At 67.5% G+C, this 17,408-nt stretch carries 20 protein-coding genes and 1 pseudogene; 8 read left to right on the plus strand and 13 right to left on the minus strand.

Annotated elements, in window-relative coordinates:
* Positions 1-3 precede the first annotated feature (3 nt).
* Entirely contained in the window at positions 4-1,074 is a 1,071-nt protein-coding gene (locus tag ACZ1HC_RS04405; RefSeq protein ID WP_472698924.1) for a helix-turn-helix domain-containing protein, read from the plus strand.
* A 34-nt stretch (positions 1,075-1,108) separates the two neighbouring features.
* Here ACZ1HC_RS04405 and ACZ1HC_RS04410 read toward each other — a convergent pair whose 3' ends face one another.
* The 13 genes from ACZ1HC_RS04410 to ACZ1HC_RS04470 form a co-directional block, all read right to left on the minus strand.
* Positions 1,109-3,700 (minus strand): VapE domain-containing protein, encoded by a 2,592-nt coding sequence (locus tag ACZ1HC_RS04410; protein WP_472698925.1) that lies wholly within the window; start codon positions 3,698-3,700, stop codon positions 1,109-1,111.
* 8 nt (positions 3,701-3,708) lie between these two features.
* On the minus strand, positions 3,709-5,028 hold the full coding sequence (locus ACZ1HC_RS04415; protein ID WP_472698926.1) for an ATP-dependent DNA helicase: 1,320 nt from the start codon (positions 5,026-5,028) through the stop codon (positions 3,709-3,711).
* Positions 5,025-5,774, minus strand: a complete 750-nt coding sequence (locus ACZ1HC_RS04420) for a hypothetical protein (protein ID WP_472698927.1) — start codon at positions 5,772-5,774, stop codon at positions 5,025-5,027. Before ACZ1HC_RS04420 ends, ACZ1HC_RS04415 begins: the two co-directional genes overlap by 4 nt.
* Entirely contained in the window at positions 5,771-6,622 is an 852-nt protein-coding gene (locus ACZ1HC_RS04425; RefSeq protein ID WP_472698928.1) for a hypothetical protein, read from the minus strand. The genes ACZ1HC_RS04420 and ACZ1HC_RS04425 overlap by 4 nt, the downstream gene beginning before the upstream one ends.
* Positions 6,619-6,834: a hypothetical protein gene (locus ACZ1HC_RS04430; protein WP_472698929.1), complete on the minus strand. Its 216-nt coding sequence runs from the start codon at positions 6,832-6,834 to the stop codon at positions 6,619-6,621. Before ACZ1HC_RS04430 ends, ACZ1HC_RS04425 begins: the two co-directional genes overlap by 4 nt.
* Before the next feature lie 11 nt (positions 6,835-6,845).
* A complete protein-coding gene (locus ACZ1HC_RS04435; RefSeq protein WP_472698930.1) occupies positions 6,846-7,073 on the minus strand; it encodes a DUF6511 domain-containing protein in 228 nt (75 codons plus the stop codon).
* Between the two features lie 140 nt (positions 7,074-7,213).
* Entirely contained in the window at positions 7,214-7,444 is a 231-nt protein-coding gene (locus ACZ1HC_RS04440; RefSeq protein WP_123195559.1) for a hypothetical protein, read from the minus strand.
* Between the two features lie 79 nt (positions 7,445-7,523).
* Positions 7,524-8,288: a hypothetical protein gene (locus ACZ1HC_RS04445; protein WP_472698931.1), complete on the minus strand. Its 765-nt coding sequence runs from the start codon at positions 8,286-8,288 to the stop codon at positions 7,524-7,526.
* Between the two features lie 22 nt (positions 8,289-8,310).
* Positions 8,311-9,168 (minus strand): ATP-binding protein, encoded by an 858-nt coding sequence (locus ACZ1HC_RS04450; RefSeq protein WP_472698932.1) that lies wholly within the window; start codon positions 9,166-9,168, stop codon positions 8,311-8,313.
* A gap of 103 nt (positions 9,169-9,271) precedes the next feature.
* Entirely contained in the window at positions 9,272-9,754 is a 483-nt protein-coding gene (locus ACZ1HC_RS04455; protein ID WP_446287918.1) for a hypothetical protein, read from the minus strand.
* A gap of 35 nt (positions 9,755-9,789) precedes the next feature.
* Positions 9,790-10,137: a hypothetical protein gene (locus ACZ1HC_RS04460; RefSeq protein WP_472698933.1), complete on the minus strand. Its 348-nt coding sequence runs from the start codon at positions 10,135-10,137 to the stop codon at positions 9,790-9,792.
* Positions 10,137-10,433 (minus strand): helix-turn-helix transcriptional regulator, encoded by a 297-nt coding sequence (locus ACZ1HC_RS04465; protein WP_068767861.1) that lies wholly within the window; start codon positions 10,431-10,433, stop codon positions 10,137-10,139. The genes ACZ1HC_RS04460 and ACZ1HC_RS04465 overlap by 1 nt, the downstream gene beginning before the upstream one ends.
* Before the next feature lie 198 nt (positions 10,434-10,631).
* Positions 10,632-11,315 carry a hypothetical protein gene (locus ACZ1HC_RS04470; RefSeq protein ID WP_068767860.1) on the minus strand — a complete coding sequence of 228 codons (684 nt, stop codon included), beginning with the start codon at positions 11,313-11,315 and terminating at the stop codon, positions 10,632-10,634.
* A 116-nt stretch (positions 11,316-11,431) separates the two neighbouring features.
* On the opposite strand from ACZ1HC_RS04470, the gene ACZ1HC_RS04475 reads away from it, so the two are divergent.
* The 7 genes and pseudogenes from ACZ1HC_RS04475 (at position 11,432) to ACZ1HC_RS04505 (ending at position 17,310) form a co-directional block, all read left to right on the plus strand.
* The gene (locus ACZ1HC_RS04475) at positions 11,432-11,746 is read left to right on the plus strand and encodes a helix-turn-helix domain-containing protein (RefSeq protein WP_472698934.1); all 315 of its coding nucleotides are present in this window, start codon (positions 11,432-11,434) and stop codon (positions 11,744-11,746) included.
* Complete coding sequence (locus ACZ1HC_RS04480; protein WP_472698935.1) at positions 11,692-12,108, plus strand: S24 family peptidase; 417 nt, start codon at positions 11,692-11,694, stop codon at positions 12,106-12,108. Before ACZ1HC_RS04475 ends, ACZ1HC_RS04480 begins: the two co-directional genes overlap by 55 nt.
* Before the next feature lie 2 nt (positions 12,109-12,110).
* Positions 12,111-13,457: an AbiJ-related protein gene (locus ACZ1HC_RS04485; RefSeq protein WP_068767859.1), complete on the plus strand. Its 1,347-nt coding sequence runs from the start codon at positions 12,111-12,113 to the stop codon at positions 13,455-13,457.
* A gap of 314 nt (positions 13,458-13,771) precedes the next feature.
* Positions 13,772-14,227, plus strand: a complete 456-nt coding sequence (locus ACZ1HC_RS04490; RefSeq protein WP_472698936.1) for a DUF2924 domain-containing protein — start codon at positions 13,772-13,774, stop codon at positions 14,225-14,227.
* A complete protein-coding gene (locus ACZ1HC_RS04495) occupies positions 14,224-15,549 on the plus strand; it encodes a recombinase family protein (RefSeq protein WP_472698937.1) in 1,326 nt (441 codons plus the stop codon). Before ACZ1HC_RS04490 ends, ACZ1HC_RS04495 begins: the two co-directional genes overlap by 4 nt.
* Complete coding sequence (locus ACZ1HC_RS04500; RefSeq protein WP_472698938.1) at positions 15,546-15,944, plus strand: hypothetical protein; 399 nt, start codon at positions 15,546-15,548, stop codon at positions 15,942-15,944. Before ACZ1HC_RS04495 ends, ACZ1HC_RS04500 begins: the two co-directional genes overlap by 4 nt.
* 62 nt (positions 15,945-16,006) lie before the next feature.
* Positions 16,007-17,310, plus strand: a pseudogene (locus ACZ1HC_RS04505) (IS3 family transposase).
* Positions 17,311-17,408: the final 98 nt, after the last annotated feature.

The following is a 17,408-nucleotide window of genomic DNA, read 5'->3' on the forward strand; positions in this document are numbered from 1 at the left end:
CACATGTTCGAAGAAACACGATTGAAATTGGCCCGTGCACGGCGCGGGCTGACAGCTAAGGCACTTGCCGAACAAGCAGGCGTGAGTGTCGATACGATCAAACGCCTCGAGAAGGGGCGCAACGAGCCGGAACCCGATACCGTCGGGAAGCTGGCAGTAGCCCTTCGTTATCCGGAAGAATTTTTCTTTGGCCCAAAGGTCGATGCAGTGGATTCCGGTGCCGTCAGCTTCCGCTCGTTCTCGAAGATGACGGCGAGAGAACGCGACGCGTCTCTCGGCGCCGGATCGGTGGGATTGATGCTGAGCGAGTGGGTCGATGAACGATTTGGCTTGCCTGAGCCTAAGCTCATCGATCTGTCGTACGAGAGCGACCCCGAGGTTGCAGCTGCCCATGTGCGGCAGCACTGGTCACTCGGGCAGCAGCCTATCACGGATCTACTGGCGCTACTGGAGGCAAAGGGTGTCCGGCTGTTTTCGCTCACCGAGAATACCGCGTCGGTAAACGCGTTTTCGTTCTGGCGTGGCGGCAAGCCCTACATGTTTTTGAATAACTTCAAGACCGCCGAAAGCAGCCGATTTGATGCGGCCCACGAATTGGCCCACTTGGTGATGCACATGCACGGCGACCCGAAGAAGGGGAGAAACGTGGAGCGCGAAGCGAACGCCTTCGCTTCAGCCTTCCTGATGCCCGCGGAAGACGTGATCGCCCGCATTCCGAGGCGTATCACGACCGATATCGTTATTCGTGCCAAGGCACGCTGGCGCGTCTCGGCAATGGCGATGGCCTACCGTCTGCATCAGCTGAGGCGGCTGTCTGAGTGGCAATATAAGTCGATCTGCATCGATCTGACAAAGCGCGGTTACCGCACCGGCGAGCCCAACGGCATAAGCCGCGAAAAGTCCAAGGTCTGGCGGCAGGTGCTTACGATGCTCTGGCAGGAGCGCGTGACGAAGGCCGAAATCGCGAGAGAACTCGGCCTGCCGCTCGACGAGGTGGAAGGGCTCATCTGGAGTTTGACGGCAGATGATGTTGCGGCTGAGAGGCAAGCAAAGGGCTCGCTGCGCGCGGTATAACCGGGGCCTCTAGCAAGCGGCGCGGCGGGCGGGACTATGTCAGGGCCCTCCGATACCGCCACTCCCGCGGCGCCTCGCGCCCGCCCTCGTCGCGCCGTCGGTACCGCTCCCAGCCGTTCGCCTTGAGGTAGGCCGAGACGCGCATCTGGTCGCCGCGGGTCCAGCGTGCAGGTTCGAGCCCTATCGCCTCCTCGAGGATCTCGCCGACCGACACGTCCTTCAGCGGCTCAGGGCGCGGAACGCTTTCGGTGCGGGAGTTGCCGTAATCGGGGAAGCCGTCCGATACGGTGCGCATCTCGTGGGTCAGCCAGTGCTCGATCAGGTCGTCCCAGGCGTCGGACTGGTAGCGGCGGTCCTGTTCCTCGCGGGCTTCGGCCAGCAGCGCCGGGTCGTCGATCCACCAGATCGCGCCGGCGCGGAAGCGGTGGACGGCCTCGGCCCAGAGCTGGTCCCGGTCGCGGGCGAGCGCCGCGATGTCGATGGCGCCGCAGCGGAGTGGCCAGAAGCGCCGGTTGCCGGTCTCGTCGCGCAGATAGGTGTCTGGATTTACGGTGCCGGCGAAGACACACTGGCGCGGCACCTCGACGGTGTAGCGCCCGTAGGGCGGGCGGAAGCGGTCGGTGGTGCGGGTCAGGAACGCCTTGATGCGCGAGACCTCGGCGCGGCCGATGGCGTCGAGTTCGGCAATCTCCACGATCCAGACGCCCTGCATGTGCAGCGCCGCGTCCTTGGACCCGAGCTCCGGCAGCTCGTCGGTGAACCATTCCTCGCCGGCGAGCACCTTGATCGCCGTGGATTTGCGCGCACCCTGCGGCCCCTCGAGGATCAGCATGTGATCGGCCTTCACGCCGGGCCGGTATATGCGGGCGATGGCCGAGATCAGCCAGAGCGCGCCGATGGTGTGATGGAACGCCGTGGGCTCGGCGCCGAGATAGGCGCTGGTCCAGGTCTCGATCCTGGGCGTGCCGTCCCATTTCAGCGTGTCGAGCCAGTCGCGGACGGGATGGATGCGCAGCTCGCGGGCGACGGCGCCGACGGCGCGGCTCACGACCACCGGCGCCACGTTGATGCCGCGCAGTTGCAGCCACTCGGCGGTGCGGATGTCGTCGGCATCCTCCCAGGGGCGCGGGAGCGACGTGGCGACGCTGTCCCACGCCAGCGGTTGGCGTACCACGATCTCCTGGCCGAACTCGTCGAAGGCCAACACACCGGCGAAGGCCGGATCGGAGATCAGCGCGACGATGACGTTGGCCTCGTTGCGCTCGGGCGCACCGGCGAGGTCGAGCCGGAGACGTCTGAACCAGGCGGGTTTCGGGATCGGCGCGTGCGGGTCGCCGGTGGCGTTCACGCGGCGGCGGAGCTCCGCCAGCTGCTGGGTCAGCACCGACATGCCGATCCCGGTCGCGGATTTGATCCGCGCGACGACTTGCCGCTCGGGCAGCGGGTCGAGCTTTGCAAGCGCGATGCGCCCGAGCAGCGTGGACAGGGCTTCGAACTCGGGCGGGTTGGTCAGCGCCTCGGCCGCGGCGATCAGGGTCGCGGGATCGTCGGCGGACGCAACGACCGGTGTTGCCGTCTCGGGCTGTGCCGGATCCCCGTCCTGCGGCTCCACTGTGGTGTCAGCCGGTCGCGCGTAATCCTCGGCGCCAGCGCCGCGCAGAAAGTCGTCGTTGAAGTCGTCGCCATGCAGCGGCGCAACGATCTCGTTCGGGATGTCCGCCCGGTTCAGGCGGTCCGAGAGCGTCGCGGCCGCCTGGCGGCCAGCGTCTCCGGCATCGGCATAGATGGTGACGCGCCGGGCACCCTCGGGCCACTGGAACCGCGCCAGACCGTCGGCCGACAGCGCCGCCCAGACCGGTGTGCCGAAGAGCGCGTGCGCGGCGAGCGCCGTCTCGATCCCCTCGGCGATGCCGATTTGACCATCCTCCGGCATCGGTAACAGCCGGACCACGGCATCCTTCACGCTGCCCAGCATCTTCTTGCCCGGAGGCGCCTTGGCGCTGCCGTCGTCGAGTAGGAACGTGCGATGGATACCCGGCGCGCGCTCCCCGCCCGGCAGCCGCAGGATCGCGATCAGGCCGGGCCAGCCGCGGCAGCTGTCGAAGTCCGGCAAGTCGGGATGGAACAGAAGGTCGGGCGATCCGGGATCCGACAGCCCGCGCGCGCGCAGATAAGTCTCGCCCAGCGTGCCCGCGAGTGGAACGGCCCCGTCGACGAGACGTGCGATCTCGGAAGAATGATCCGGGCGCGCGCGCAAGGGCGCCGCCGGCGCAGGCCGCGGCGCTGGATGGTCCATACCCGCGAGCCGCGCCGCCTCGTCGAAGAGCGCGCCATCGCAAAGGCCGGTCGCCTGGGCGATCAGGTCGATGGGACCGGCCCGCTCGCCTGTGGCGTAGTCGAAGCCCCAGCCGGCATAGGGCCCGTCGAGATGGATGGTGCAGGAGCCTTCCTTCCGTGGCGGGCGCCCGGAGAGGTCGGCGCAGCGCAAGGAACGACGGTCGCGCGCCAGCCGGGCCTCCGGGAAGAGCCCCGGCAGCCAGTCGGCGGCCGTGCAGGCCAGCCGATCCTTCACCGCCGCGAGATCGTGCCGGGTCTTCGGGACCGCGATGTCGTTAAGGTCGATCATCGCGCCCCTCAGGCCAGCAGGACGAGCCCGCGCTCGGCGCGGGTGATCGCGGTGTAGAGCCAGCGGCGCCGGTCGATCTCGCTGCGGCCCAGCCCGTCGTCCCAGACGATCACGTTCTCCCACTGCGACCCCTGCGCCTTGTGAGCGGTGATCGCCCAGCCGAAGGTCGCCTCGGTCAACAGGCGCTTCTCCTTGTAGTCGCGGTCATGACGCTTGTCGTCGTAGGCGACGTGGTCCTCGAAATGCCCCTTGTAGATGCGCAGCCGGCCCGGACGCCCGTCCTCATAGGGCTCGCCGATGTGGCGCCCGTCCTCGTCGTGGACGACTGCGGAGAAGTAGAGGCTGCCCTCGTCGACGATGTCCTCGAGCGTCACGAACATGCCGTTGATCAGCCCCAGATCGTTCTGGTTCTTGAGACAGATGATCTTCTCGGCCGGCCCCGTGGGTAGCCAGGTCCCGCCGAGACCGGCGGCCGCGCGCATGGCGTTGTTGATCTGCAGCCGCGTGGCGTTCAGCCCGCAGATCAGCTGGCCGCCGCGCAGCGCCTGTTCCGGCGTGATGTCGCCCTTGCGGAGCTTCGCGACATGATCGTCGTAGACGCCGAAGCCGATGGGCCGGCCTTCGCGCGCCATGGTGGCGAGGCGGATGATCGCGCTCTCGGCCGCCTGGCGGTGGATCTCGGTCAGCATCACGTCCGGCTCGTCGCGAGTGAAGGCGCCTTCGCCCCGGATCGGCGGCAACTGGCCCGGATCTCCGAGGACGAGGATCGGCTTGCCGAAGCTCATCAGGTCGCGCGCCATTTCCTCGCCGACCATCGACACCTCGTCGAGCACGATCAGCCGGGCGTCGGCCGCGTCGCTCTGCGGGTTCAGGGCGAAGCGCGGGTGCTTCATCGCCGAGAGCCCTTGGCGCATCGCCTCGATCGCGGCATCGGCCGTGGTGCGCGCGAACCCGGTGAGACGGAGGGCGTCGCGTTCGGCCAGCGCGATCTTTCGGGCGGCTTCCTCGATTTCCTCCTCGGTCGCCTCGATCACCGTGTAGATCAGGCTGTGGATGGTGCGCGCCGGCGTGCCCTTGCGGGTCAGCACCAGCGCAGCCTTGCCGGTGAAGGTGGCGGTGACCACGCCGGGCAGGCAAAGGCCGTCCTTCGCGCTGCGGTGGGGCGAGAGGCCGAGCTCGTCGAGCGCGAACTTCAGCACGGTGGTCTTGCCCGACCCGGCATAGCCGAACAGGCGGAACACCTGCTGCTGCTCCGTGCGGGTCTCGAACCAGTCCCTGATCTCGCGGATCGCGGCGGCCTGCGTGGCGGATGGGGTGAACTCGGTCATTGTTGGGGCATCTCCACTGCGTAATCCTTGACGATCCCACCGCGGGTTGGATCGCCCACCTCGCACGGACGGACGAAGACCCGGCGCCCGTCGGCGAGCTGCCGCCAGTGACCGCGGCGAATATGCCAGCGCGGGCTGGCGTGACTGCCGCCCTGCGGCGGCGTCGCCGCCTGAAGGCGCGCCGGATCGATGGCGACCTGCCGCCAGACCCATCCGCGCACGCCTTCGCGGGCCAGGCGGGACCGTTTCGCGAGCGACACCTTGCGGTCGCGGATGTCCGGGGACGCGCCGAGGATGGTCAGCGCGCGCCAGACGATGCCGGCGGCGACTTCGCCGTGACCGCGGACCGTCTCGTCGCTCCGCTCTGACGGGTTACCCTCGATCTCCGCCTTGCCGTCCGGATGCATCCAGATCCGCACGAGGCAATCCGTCCAGCCATGCGGCGCCCGCTTGCGCATGAGGAACGTGGCCTCGACGATGTCACCGTCGGCGCGGGCGCAGACGATCAGGCCCGAGGGAGACGCGCGCTGCTCGCGCACCTCGAAGATCACGGACGGATGCGGCAGCCGAAGCGGACCGGTAAAAACCCGGGTCATCGCGCGGTCGACGGTGTCGCCATCGAAGGCCGCCTGATCGTCGAAGAAATAGATCGGCGCGAACTCCGCCGCTCCGAGAAGGTCGGAGGACCAGAACCGGTCGCGATGGGCGCGCACGATCCGCTTGAGCTCGTAGGCATCGGGGATCATGGCCTGGGCTCCGCCCGTTCGCGGCTGAAACGCTCCACTGGAGCGTTTCCGGGACGCCGCTCACCCCAGCACCGCCCCGCCCAGGCGCAGGGAGCGTGCCACTTGCCGGCCGCCATGCCGCCGCGGCAGAGGACGGCCGTGGGCTCTGCGGCGCCGCGCGGCAGCCATTGCCCGGCCTCGGAGGCCCGAACCACCGCGACGGCGCGATCCGACATTTCCTGCGCGAGATGTGCGTCGAAGGGCACGAGCTCGGCGTGCAGCTCCATCGTGTCCCGGTTCAGCGCGGTGAAGAGCGCCGGCGCCGGCAGCTCCATGTAAGCCTGATAGAGAGCGATCTGGGCCGCGTAGACCGGCCGGGCGAGGCTGACGCCGCGCTTGACCACATCCTTCCAGCTCGACGCGCCGAGCGCCTTGTTCTCCCAGAGCGCGGGATAATCCATTGCGACGGGGCCGGAGACGAAGCAGCCATCGATGTGGCCCTTGAAGCGCCCGCCAAGGGCTTCGAAGCCGAACTGGCGGCCGTCCGGGCGCTCGGTCCGCAGGTCGAAGCCGGCGATCCGGAACCAGCCGGCGACGATGTCCTCGGCCCGGTGGCCCGCCTCGAAGATTCGCAGCGTGCGCGGCGCGAACTCCTGGCCCTCGTCCTTGGGCACCGCGAGGAAGTCGTACTGGATCTGGCGCAGGCAGTCGCGGCCAAGACCCGAGGAACTGACATAGGTCCGCGGACGCTCCGCGCGGTTGCGCGCGGACAGCGCCGTGTCGATGGCGGCGGACACGGCTTGCGCGATGGGCGGGCGCGGCGCGTCGGCGCCGTAGAGGCAGCCCGAGCGATGGTTCAGGTCGATCATCGCTCGCGCTCCCAGAACCCGCCAGCCTGCGCGATGCAGGTCAGCTTGTGGAACTGCGCGTCCGTCAGCCGGGCGCTGTCGCCGAACCGCGCGAGCTTCTCGCGGAGGCTCTCGCAGAACTCGACCTCGAAGTCGGTGACGGCGTTCTCGGCGGCAGCCTCGAGCAGAGGTTTCCAGCTGCAGGACGCGGTTTCGTCGTTCAGGTCTATCATCGCGCGCCCCCTCAGAACGGAATGGGGTCGTCGAGGGCCGTGCCGGTGCGCTCCTTGCGTGCGGCCTGGTCCTGCATGCTGTCGATGTAGCCGGTGACCGCCGCCTCGATCAGGCGGTCGATGTCCTCGGCGCTGCGATGGAAGAAGGGCTCCATGAGCCCGAGGTCGTTGAGCGCTTCGGCGAAGAGCGTCCGCGCATCGCGGATCGCACGGGCCTCGCGCGCGGTCTTGTCGATCATGCCGTTGTTCCTTTGGGCGATGGCGCTGCCCACGTCCTGACAGCGGCGCGAGCAGAAGCGGTGGTAGGGGTGGCGATCCCAACGGAGGCCGTGGCAGTAGCCGAAGCCGCGCGCCTCGCGAGCGCAGACGGCGCAGAGCGCTACCCGAGCAAGAAGGTCCCGATCGGGTCCTCGGGCGGCCAGCCCGCCCTCTGGAGCTTTTCGGACTGGAGCACGATCCAGCGGGAGATCGCGTTGCTGGCCATGGCTTCGAGGTCGCCGAGGCTGAGGCTTGCAATGGGGGCGTGCAGTCTTCCTCGGGCCTCGAGCCATCGTCCGATCTCCAGCGCCGCTTCGCGCGTCACGTGCGCCTGCCATTCATCCGGGGTCATCGGCCCGGCCGGATCGCGCCGGGCCTCGGGCAGCGGCGAAGGCCGACCGGACCTCCGCCGCCGTGCTGCCGACCGCGCCTCACCCATTGAGCCAGGCGGGCATGCCGGTCGCCGGCGCTCCGCCCGGCGTGGACGGCGGGGACGCGGGCGGTTGCTGGGCGGGCGGCTGCTGCGGCGCAGGCGCTTGTGCGCCCCAGGCCGGGGCCGTAGCTGGCGCTTGCGGTTGCGCCCCCCACGCCGGCGTGGGCGCCTGCCAGCCCGGCGCCGGCGCGCTCGCGGCCTTGCGCGGCGGTGCGTTGACGGGCTCCGGAGGAACGGCTTCGCCGCGCATGATCGCGGCATGCTGCGGCTCGTCGGGCAGAACGACGTTCGCGATCCGGTTCTGGTCGCGGTATTGGGGGTTGGAGGCGGGCTCCACCATGATCCGCGCGGCGAAGACGATGCCGTCGAGATGCTTGAGCCCGGGCAGCACCCGCTTGGCCTTGGCGTCGGGGCTCTCGTCCCTGGGATCGAGCCCGAGAGCGCTGTCGACCATCGCCCGAAAGGTGGATTTCGAGATCTTCCAGCCGATCGACTGGCCCTTCTCGTCGACCTTGCCGCCCGCCACGGTGAAGCTTTGCCAGAACTTCCGCCGAGCATGCGGGCCCTCGAGGATGGTGAACTCGCAGTCCAGCATCTTCGCGTCGCTCGACTGCGAGGCCTTCAGGAGCTTGGCGTCCATCGGCGTGGCGCCGTCGACGCCGCCGGGGCGCACTGTCAGGCGGACCTTGGCGAAGGTGCCGTCGGGGATCAGCTCGCCGATGGGGGCCATCTGCGGCTGGGCGTCGTTGAGATCGTAGCTCATGGATCAGTCCTTTGCGTCTGGATCAGGAAGGGGTGGCTGTGTGGGCGGGGGCGCGGCCGTCGATCTTGGCGATCAGCGCGCCGAGATCGGGCGGCTCGGTCGTGTCGAGGCGGCCGGAGCGGTCCTTGGCGGGAAGGCCCCAGGGGTTGCCGGAGCGGCAGACGAGGCGGCGCTCGGCGGAGGTATCGTCGAGGGTCCAGTCGCCCTTGGCGTCGCGGCCGAAGAGTTGCATCGAGACCACCTGGTCGACGATCCCCGGTAACTCGCGCCCGGCCTTCGTGCCCTCCATCTGCGGCTGCCATGTCGTCGCGCCGAACTCGTCGGTGACCTTCTCAAGCACCCCGACGAAGATCACCGTCTTGCCGCGGGCGTGCTGGAGGTGCTTCAGCGCCTGGATCACCTCGCGACCGAGCAGCCCATAGGCGCCGCGGATATCGGGCTTGCCGGTCCGCTCGGAGAAGGCCTCCGGCTGCTGGCGGGCATAGGCCATGGCCTGCCGGGTCAGGTCGGTGATCGAGTCGACGAAGACGATCCGCTTCCGGGCAAGGAAGTCCTCGATTCCGGTGCCGAGATACTGCTGCTGCAGCCAGGCGTGATACTCGGCGCCGTACCAGGACTGCGGATGCTGCGCGGGGTCAGGCCCGCCGATCAGCACGGCGAGGTCGCGGAAATCGGTGAAGCTGCGCACCGAGATCGAGTCCCCGCGCCAGTCCTGCACCGACTTCATACCGGCCTCGAGGTCGAGGCAGACCGTCTCATCGGCGGGCAGCGATTTCAGGAGCGTCGTCTTGCCGACGCCGGGCGGGCCGAAGATGGCCAGCGAGGTCTTGTTCTCGGCGGCCGAGAGCCGTTCGTCGGCGGTGATGATGCGGAAGGCCATTGGGTTCTCCGGATGTGAATTCAGGGGGCGCGGCGGCGGGGGTGACCGGGTGCCGAAGGGGAACCTGCCCGGCGTTGCCGCGCGGGCGTCCCGCCGCCGCGCGTCACCGGTCTCGAGCCTCGAGCCGGAAGACGGGTTTGCCGGTGGTCTCGCTGCGCGCGTCCGCGAAACCCTCGCGCATCGCCGCGGGCCAGGCGCCGTAGCGCCGCTCGGGAACGCGATAGGCGATCTCGAGATACTCGGTGGGATCGTCGCCCGCGGCGCGGATGCGCTCGGCCATGGCGGCGAGCCGGTCCTGATCCCAGGAAACCTTCTTCGGCAGGTCCGCGACAACCACGACACCCTCGTCCTCGACCCGCACGGTGCCGCTCGTTTTGCCCTGCGCAGCCCGTTCCGCTGCGGCGGCGGCCTCATAGCGCTGCGCGATCCCGGCTTCGAGCCGGTCCCGCAGCCGCTTCACCCGGGCGGTCTCGGCGAGCGCGGTCGTCTGCAGATCCAGCAGCATCTCGGGCGGCAGCGCCGCGATGTCGCTGAGGGCGAGACCTTCGAGATCGTTGAAATGCGGGGTGTTGTCGGGATGCGGCATGGCGGGGTCTCCGTTGGAAGGAAATGGCAGGGCCATCACGCGGCGCGCTCTTCGAGGAGCAGCGCCGAGAGCGAGGTGTTGGCGGCCTTCGGCCTGGGCCGGGCGACGGCGATGTAGGCGAAGCGGTCGGGACCCACGCGCTCCTGCACGAGGTGGACGAGGCCCTTCTCGAAGGCGCCCAACGCGGCCTGACCGAGATCGGCAAGCTGCCGGCGTTCGGGCTCGGGTAAGGTCGAAATCACCGGCGTTACATCGATCCCGAGAAAGCCGCGGTGATACTCGATCCGGGCGCCAGCCTCGGCCTGTGCGATCCAGGCGTAGAGCTCGACATCGGTGAGCTTCGGCGTCGCCACGCGGGCGCCGATCGGGGTCGCGGCGACCATCAGCACAGCCGCGCAGTCCGCTGGTGCGTGGCACCATGACCGGTGTCCCGCGCCGGGTCCGCGGTCAGACGGCGGGGCGTGTGACCGACGCGCGCGACGGCCTCGCTGATCTTCAGCGCAAGCTGAAGCTGGCTCTGCTCGAAGGCCTCGATGTCGGCGAGCCGGTAGAGCACGCGCCCGCCGAGCTTGAGGAAGGCCGGTCCTTGGCCGCCGTAGCGCCAACGCTCGAGCGTGCGATGGGAGATTCCCCAGCGCCGGGCCAGCTCTTTCTGGTTCAGGCAATGCCTCTGCAGCATCGGTGTCTCCTCTCGTTGTCGAGGAGACCATGCGAAATTCTGCTGTGGGATGTCGTCAGGATCGGCGGGGGATGCGGAGGGGGATCAGTCGGCCCTTGCAGGACTGGCGTTTGGCGGCCGGCGGGGCGCCGTCATCCCCCACCATCCCTCACTCGTCCCCCTCCCGATCCCACAGGGGACCGGGCGGAGGGGGATCCGTCAGTCGAGATTCAGACGGTAGCCGCCGCGCCGGTCTGAGCGGATCAGATGCCGCCAGTCCTTCTGCGACTTGAAGACGTCGGCCATGCGCAGGCTCTTCGAGCCGGCGCGCGACAGGATCGCCTTGCCGTTCTGCCAGGGCTCTCCAGCCTGCGCGGCCTCGTGCAGCGCGCGCACGACTTCTGCCTGGATCGGGCCCAGCTTGAACCGGCAGCCGTTGCAGCGAACCTCGAGATAGTCGGCCGAGTGGATGAAGGTCGCCTCCTCCATCGGCTGCCCGCCCGGCGAGAACCCGGTCTCGATCTCGAAACGGTCGCGTTCATCGCGCCTTAGCAGCAGGTCGCCGATCATGACGAGGACGGGCTTCGCATCGCCCCAAGTCTCCGCGTAGTCGGCCCTCGGCGTTCGAAAGCTCTCGAGATGCACCTCGCCGCACCGGAAGAGCTGGAACACGTCGCGGGCATGGAGGTCGAGCAGACCGCTGTAGTAGCTCTGCTCACACGGTATCTTGAAGGGCTCGCCTCGCGTGTCCTCGTCGATGTCGCCGAACTCCATGGGCGCGCCGAAGACGCGCACCGACAGACGCAGCTTGTCGTTCTCGGCGAGGTAGATCAGGTCCGCTTCCGTGATCTGCCACCGCTCGAGGATCTCGGGAAGCGTGAAGTACGATTTATCGATGTGCATTCGCTGCCCTCCACACCGATTCCCGTGCAAGATGTTTACTTTCTGTTCTTATTCGCTTGACGGGCTTCGATCAATCCGATTTTATCCTATTTCATCCACAGATGGGTGGGGATGATATGACCGAGCACCACACGCTTTCCGACCGCCTCAGGGCCCGGGCCAATCAGCTCGGCATCAGTCCCGCCCACGTCGCCGAGATGGCCGGCGTGAACCGTTCCTTCGTCTACGACATCCTCCGTGGCCGTTCAGCCCGCCCCGGCATAGACCGGCTGGCAGAGGTCGCCCGCGTGCTGAAGGTCGATCGCGACTGGCTGATCCACGGCATTGGCGAGGTGGAGGGGAAGCCCCCTTCTTGGACAATCCTGACGACGCATTCGTGGCCATCGCCCACGCCACCCCGCGTCCAGCAATGGGCGGCGGCGCGGTCGTGACCGAGGACGGCGACACGCCCGGCCGCGTCTACCACTTCCGCCGCTCCTGGATCCGGAACAGCCTCAAGGCCAGCCCGTCGCAGCTACGCATCATGCATGTCGAGGGCGACAGCATGGCGCCGACGCTCCTGAGCGGCGACGCAGTGCTGGTCGACATGACCCGCCGCACGCCCAACCCACCCGGTATCTTCGTGCTGGACGACGGGATGGGGCTGGTGGCCAAGCGGCTCGAGCATATCCCCAACAGCGACCCGCCCGCAGTGCGCGTCATCTCCGACAACAAGCACTACCCCGAATACGAAAGAACCGCCGACGAGATTCATATCGTCGGCCGCATCCGTTGGTTCGCGCGGGAGTTATAGCTGTGGCAGGTGACGAAGAATTGGATGACCTTCTCGAGCTGGCCGGCTGCTGCTTTCGGGATGCCATGAGGGCCATCGATATCGAGGCGTTCTTCTCCAGACGCGACGTCCCACTTGCAGAAGGGACCAGCAAGAAGACGGTCGCCCAGAATACGCTCGCGAGCCTTCCACGAGCAAAGGCGCTGGATCTGGCCCTCGAGTTTGCGCGAGAACGGCGGGATATTGGCCTGCAGGACAGGGTGTACCTCCTGCAAGACAAGGACCAGCCGGAAATCTCCGCGATCACTCGCGACCGAGTGGCCGATCGTCTTGGTGTGGGGATCCATGGACAAGGCATTCGTCCGGACGTGATCGAGGGGCTCTTTGATCTGAGTTCGCCAGCCGACTTCTTCGAGGGGCCCACCAAGACCGAGGAACTCAGACAATACGCGACTGGCGCAGCCCCGTTGTGGAATGCGAAGGAGGTCTTCGAATTCATCGGGGCAATAACATGTCCTTCGAGGAGGTTTGCGCAGCTGATTGAGACCGCTCTGGATCCCCGGTTTCGTGATGCCGACGACCAGGCTGCGCTGGCAGCGGACTTGACCCGCATCCTGCAGCTCGATGGTTACGAGGTTGCTCAGACAGGAGAGGTCTCGGGCCGCGCAACATTCTCGGTACGCCCCGTTCGCCGCGGCGTCGACGGGCGGCCGAAGAACCTGATCTTCGCTTCCAACGGACCAAAGCCGAGGCTCGGGTTCTCGGATGCGATCGACAACGAAGTCGTCGTGCTCGAACATGTCGACAGCTGCCTCATTTACGAGCGCCCCATCGGCAATGGGTTGTCATGGCTCGACCTAGTCCGTTGGTGGATGGAGCAAAAGGGACTCGCCGACCTCGCTGAGGCACGCACCAGCCTCGGGCGTCGTCTACTTGCCTCGCTTGACCACGGTCCTGAGCAGGAATTCTTCAAGGCGTACTTTCGCAATTTCGCTGAGCGACTTGGAGACCAGCTGCCGGCGCTCATCCCGCAGGTCTACCTGCACTACGATCCGGAGATCGCCAGGCGTCTCGCGGACAAACGCGTTTTGTTCCGGCAGCGCATGGACTTTCTGATGCTCTTGCCTGGCCGACAGAGGGTCGTCCTCGAGATTGACGGCAAGCACCACTATGCGAAAGGTGAGCGTGCCGATCCCGGTCTGTACGCCGAAATGGTTGCCGCTGATCGAAACCTTCGCCTCCGCGGCTACGAGGTGTTTCGGTTCGGGGGCTCGGAATTCTCTCACCCGAAGGGATCGATGCAGGAATCTGTCGACGAGCTTGTGAAGTCGTTCTTCGAGGAGCTGTTCGTGGCCCATCGGGTAGGATAGCGCATCCCAAGAACACCGCAGAGTTACGCAGCACTCCTCTAAGCATCTGAAAGCAATTGTTTTCAGGGTGCGTGCGGGTAGCGTTTCCCCATGAGAAACGCGCCGACATATCCGCGGCTGGGCTCGAACCCACTGCCTCCAGACCAGATGACCCCCGCCGAGCGTCGCGCCGAGCTGTGCGGCCTGCTGGCGCTGGGGCTGATCCGGCTGCGGATGCGGGATGGTGGCGAAGTATCTGACCATACTGGAGAACGTCGCCTACACTATCCGCCCGACCAATGCCGTCATGCAACTCCAACTCAACGGAGAAGTGCATGAACAAGCCCGATCCCATCCCCGCGCGCCTGGTCGCGCTGAAGACAACGCCGACGCCCGACCTGAAGAAACATTGGCGCGACCTGTTCGACAGCGAGCCGCCGCCGTTTAACCGACGCTACCTCGAGAGCCGGCTGGCCTATCGGATCCAGGAGCTGGCCTATGGCGGCCTGAAACCGGAGACGATCCGGCGGCTGGAACGGCTGGGCGAGGAACTCGACGGCGGCGACCGTGCGAAGCGCAGTATCCGCACCGACCGCGACCGTCCCATCACCGGCACGCGCCTCCTGCGCGAATGGCAGGGTGTCGAGTTTGTCGTCACCGTCACAGCCGACGGCTTCGAATGGCAGGGGCGGCCTTACAAGTCGCTTTCGGCCATCGCGCGGGCCGTCACCGGCACGCGCTGGAACGGCTGGGTCTTCTTCGGCCTCAAGAACCACAGGGGGCGGACATGACGAAGCCGCGCGAAAAATCGAAGGTCGTCCGCAAGCTGCGCTGCGCGGTCTACACCCGGAAATCCTCCGAGGAAGGGTTGGAGCAGGAATTCAACAGCCTGCATGCCCAGCGCGAGGCCTGCGAATCCTACATCGCCAGCCAGCACTCGGAGGGCTGGGTGCTGGTGCGTGATCAGTATGACGATGGCGGCATCTCGGGCGGGACGCTGGAGCGGCCCGGTCTGCAGCGGCTTCTGGAGGACATCGAGGACGGGCTGGTCGACGTGGTCGTGGTCTACAAGATCGACCGGCTCAGCCGCTCGCTCGCCGACTTCGCCAAGCTGGTCGAGGTGTTCGACCGGAACGGCGTGACGTTCGTCTCGGTCACACAGTCGTTCAACACCACCACCTCCATGGGGCGGCTGACGCTGAACATATTGCTCAGCTTCGCTCAGTTCGAGCGCGAGGTAACGGCCGAGCGGATTCGCGACAAGGTCGCCGCCAGTCGGAAGAAGGGCATGTGGATGGGCGGGGTGCCGCCCTACGGCTACCGCGTCGAGAACCGGAAGCTGGTCGTCGACGACGAGCACGCCGAGCATGTCCGCTGGATCTTCGCCCGCTTCCTCGAGATCGGGTCGGGCACGGAACTGGCGCGGGAGGTCGCGAAGCGCGGCATCCGCACGCCACGCGGCAACCGGATCGACAAGAAGTACCTCTACCGGATGCTGAACAACCGCGCCTACATCGGCGAGGCCGTCCACAAGGGCGACAGCTATCCCGGCGAGCACGACGCGATCATCGACCGCGAGACGTGGGACAAGGTTCACGCCATCCTGCAGGAAAGCCCCCGCAAGCGCGCCGCCCGCACCCGCGCGGAGACGCCGGCGCTCCTGAAGGGGCTGCTGTTCGGGCCGGACGGTGCAGCGTTCTCGCCGACGCACACCCGCAAGGGCAACAAGCTCTACCGCTACTACGTCAGCCAGACGGTCCTGAAGCACGGCGCAGGATCTTGCCCGGTCGGTCGCGTGCCGGCGGGTGAAATCGAGGCCGCCGTCATCGACCAGCTGCGCGCCGTGTTTCGCCAGCCCGAGATCGTTGCGGGGACATGGAAGGCGGCGCGTGCCCACGACGACGACATCACCGAGGCTGATGCCCGCGCGGCCCTGCAGCAATTGGACCCACTGTGGGACGAGCTGTTCCCCGCCGAGCAGGCACGGATTGTCGCACTGCTGGTCGAACGCGTCGACATCGGCACGGATGGGCTGAATGTCCGCCTGCGCGTCGATGGCCTTGGCGGCCTCGCGCGCGAGATGCTGGCTGGCGGCATTGGGAAAGCCGCATGACCCGCGGGGTTCCCATCCCCGACACGGTGATGCTCCATGTCCCGTTCCGCATCGTCCGGCGCGGCGGGCGGAAGGCAATCGCACTCCCCGACGGCGCGTCCGCGCCCCGCCGCCCCGACGATGCTCTGGTCAAAGCCCTTGCGCGCGCCTTCCGCTGGAAGCGCATGCTCGAATCGGGCGAGTTCGCCACCATCGCCGAACTGGCCCAGCGAGAAGGCATCGCTCCCTCCTACATGACGCGCGTTCTGCGGCTGACGTTGCTCGCGCCGGACATCATCGAGGCGATCCTGGACGGAAGGCAGGGGCCGGATGTGACCTTGGCCCGGCTGATGGACGGGTTCCCGGAGGAGTGGGACAGGCAGCATCTCGACATGGGCCGGGGCACGGTTTCTTGAGACAGCGGCTAGCGCTACTTTTCCCAGTGAAGTGGGGGTAGAGCATGGACGATAAGAACGAGATGAAGCCTGGTGCAACGGAGGCTTCGGCCCCGGCGACGCGCGCCCCACACGCTGGCGGCGGCGGGGCCGAGGCCGGGCCGGGGAAGCGGTTCTCGGCGAAGCGGAAGCTTGCGGCGGTGCAGCGGCTGATGCGGGGCGAGAGCCTGGAGGCGCTGTCGCGCGAGCTGAACGTTCCGGCGCATCGGCTCTCAGCGTGGCGCGACCGGGTGCTGCTGGCAGGTGAGAGCGCGCTAAAGGAGCGCGAGCGCGACGCGCGTGACGACGAGATCGCGCGGCTGCAGGCAAAGGTGGGCGAGATCACCATGGCCAACGAGCTTCTTTACGCAAAGATCGACAAGCTGGAGGCGGGCCGCCCTTTGGCCCGCGGGAGGTCGAGGAGATGAGCCAGATGATCTCGCCCTCCCTTCAGCGCCGCTACCCGCTGGCCACCATCTGCCGGTTCTGGGGTCTGTCACGGGCAACCCTCCATCGCCAACGCGCCCGGGCAGCGGCAAGCGAACCGCGCCGCTTTCGGCGTCGCGGACCGCAGGGCGCGGCCAGCGACACCGACCTGCTGGCGGCGATCCGGGAGGTCATCGAGGCCTCGCCCTTCACGGGGGAGGGTTATCGCAAGGTCTGGGCGCGCCTGCGCTTTCGCGGCCTGCGCACGGCAGCACGCCGGGTGCGGCGGCTGATGAAGGAGCATGGCCTGCTTGCCCCTCACCGGCCGGCACCACGGGCGGCGCATCCCCATGACGGGACGGTCGTGACGGAGCGGGTGGATCAGGTGTGGGGCACGGACATGACCGAGACCCTCACGACAGCCGAGGGTCGTGCCTACGTCTTTGTCGCGGTTGACCACTGCTCGGGCGAGTTTGTGGGCATCCACGCCGCCTCCGGCGCCAGCCGTTGGGAGGCGCTGGATCCGATCCGGCAAGGGGTGGCCAGGCACTTTGGCGCGCTCGACAAATCGGGGGTGGCCCAGGGTCTCGTCCTGCGCCACGACCACGGCTCGAACTACATGTCGGGCGATTTCCAGCGCGAGATCCGGTTCCTCGGCATGACCAGTTCGCCCGCCTTCGTCCGCCAGCCCGAAGGCAACGGCGTGGCCGAACGGGCGATCCGGACGCTGAAGGAGCAGCTCCTCTGGGTTCGGCACTTCGCCACGATCGAGGAACTCAGGCTGGCGCTGACCGCGTTTGCGGCTCTCTACAACGCCAGCTGGCTGCGCGAGCGGCACGGGCACAGGACGCCCGATCAGATCCGCGCAGAGCAGAGGACGCTTGAAACCGAAGCCGCCACGGGGTTCAAACTGGCGGCATGACCGGCGCAAAGCGCTGTCTCAAAACCGTGCCCCGGTACAGGCAGCATCTCGACACCCTCGGCGCGTGAGGTTAGTAATCGTATGATTTTACCGCCGAA

The sequence above is a fragment of the Paracoccus sp. BR5-17 genome, assembly GCF_055693925.1.

Bases quoted from the DNA above. Each gene is read 5' to 3' on its own strand.
- ACZ1HC_RS04405 (WP_472698924.1), top strand. From the start codon at position 4: ATGTTCGAAGAAACACGATTGAAATTGGCCCGTGCACGGCGCGGGCTG.
- ACZ1HC_RS04410 (WP_472698925.1), bottom strand. From the start codon at position 3,700: ATGATCGACCTTAACGACATCGCGGTCCCGAAGACCCGGCACGATCTC.
- ACZ1HC_RS04415 (WP_472698926.1), bottom strand. From the start codon at position 5,028: ATGACCGAGTTCACCCCATCCGCCACGCAGGCCGCCGCGATCCGCGAG.
- ACZ1HC_RS04420 (WP_472698927.1), bottom strand. From the start codon at position 5,774: ATGATCCCCGATGCCTACGAGCTCAAGCGGATCGTGCGCGCCCATCGC.
- ACZ1HC_RS04425 (WP_472698928.1), bottom strand. From the start codon at position 6,622: ATGATCGACCTGAACCATCGCTCGGGCTGCCTCTACGGCGCCGACGCG.
- ACZ1HC_RS04430 (WP_472698929.1), bottom strand. From the start codon at position 6,834: ATGATAGACCTGAACGACGAAACCGCGTCCTGCAGCTGGAAACCTCTG.
- ACZ1HC_RS04435 (WP_472698930.1), bottom strand. From the start codon at position 7,073: ATGATCGACAAGACCGCGCGCGAGGCCCGTGCGATCCGCGATGCGCGG.
- ACZ1HC_RS04440 (WP_123195559.1), bottom strand. From the start codon at position 7,444: ATGACCCCGGATGAATGGCAGGCGCACGTGACGCGCGAAGCGGCGCTG.
- ACZ1HC_RS04445 (WP_472698931.1), bottom strand. From the start codon at position 8,288: ATGAGCTACGATCTCAACGACGCCCAGCCGCAGATGGCCCCCATCGGC.
- ACZ1HC_RS04450 (WP_472698932.1), bottom strand. From the start codon at position 9,168: ATGGCCTTCCGCATCATCACCGCCGACGAACGGCTCTCGGCCGCCGAG.
- ACZ1HC_RS04455 (WP_446287918.1), bottom strand. From the start codon at position 9,754: ATGCCGCATCCCGACAACACCCCGCATTTCAACGATCTCGAAGGTCTC.
- ACZ1HC_RS04460 (WP_472698933.1), bottom strand. From the start codon at position 10,137: ATGGTCGCCGCGACCCCGATCGGCGCCCGCGTGGCGACGCCGAAGCTC.
- ACZ1HC_RS04465 (WP_068767861.1), bottom strand. From the start codon at position 10,433: ATGCTGCAGAGGCATTGCCTGAACCAGAAAGAGCTGGCCCGGCGCTGG.
- ACZ1HC_RS04470 (WP_068767860.1), bottom strand. From the start codon at position 11,315: ATGCACATCGATAAATCGTACTTCACGCTTCCCGAGATCCTCGAGCGG.
- ACZ1HC_RS04475 (WP_472698934.1), top strand. From the start codon at position 11,432: ATGACCGAGCACCACACGCTTTCCGACCGCCTCAGGGCCCGGGCCAAT.
- ACZ1HC_RS04490 (WP_472698936.1), top strand. From the start codon at position 13,772: ATGAACAAGCCCGATCCCATCCCCGCGCGCCTGGTCGCGCTGAAGACA.
- ACZ1HC_RS04495 (WP_472698937.1), top strand. From the start codon at position 14,224: ATGACGAAGCCGCGCGAAAAATCGAAGGTCGTCCGCAAGCTGCGCTGC.
- ACZ1HC_RS04500 (WP_472698938.1), top strand. From the start codon at position 15,546: ATGACCCGCGGGGTTCCCATCCCCGACACGGTGATGCTCCATGTCCCG.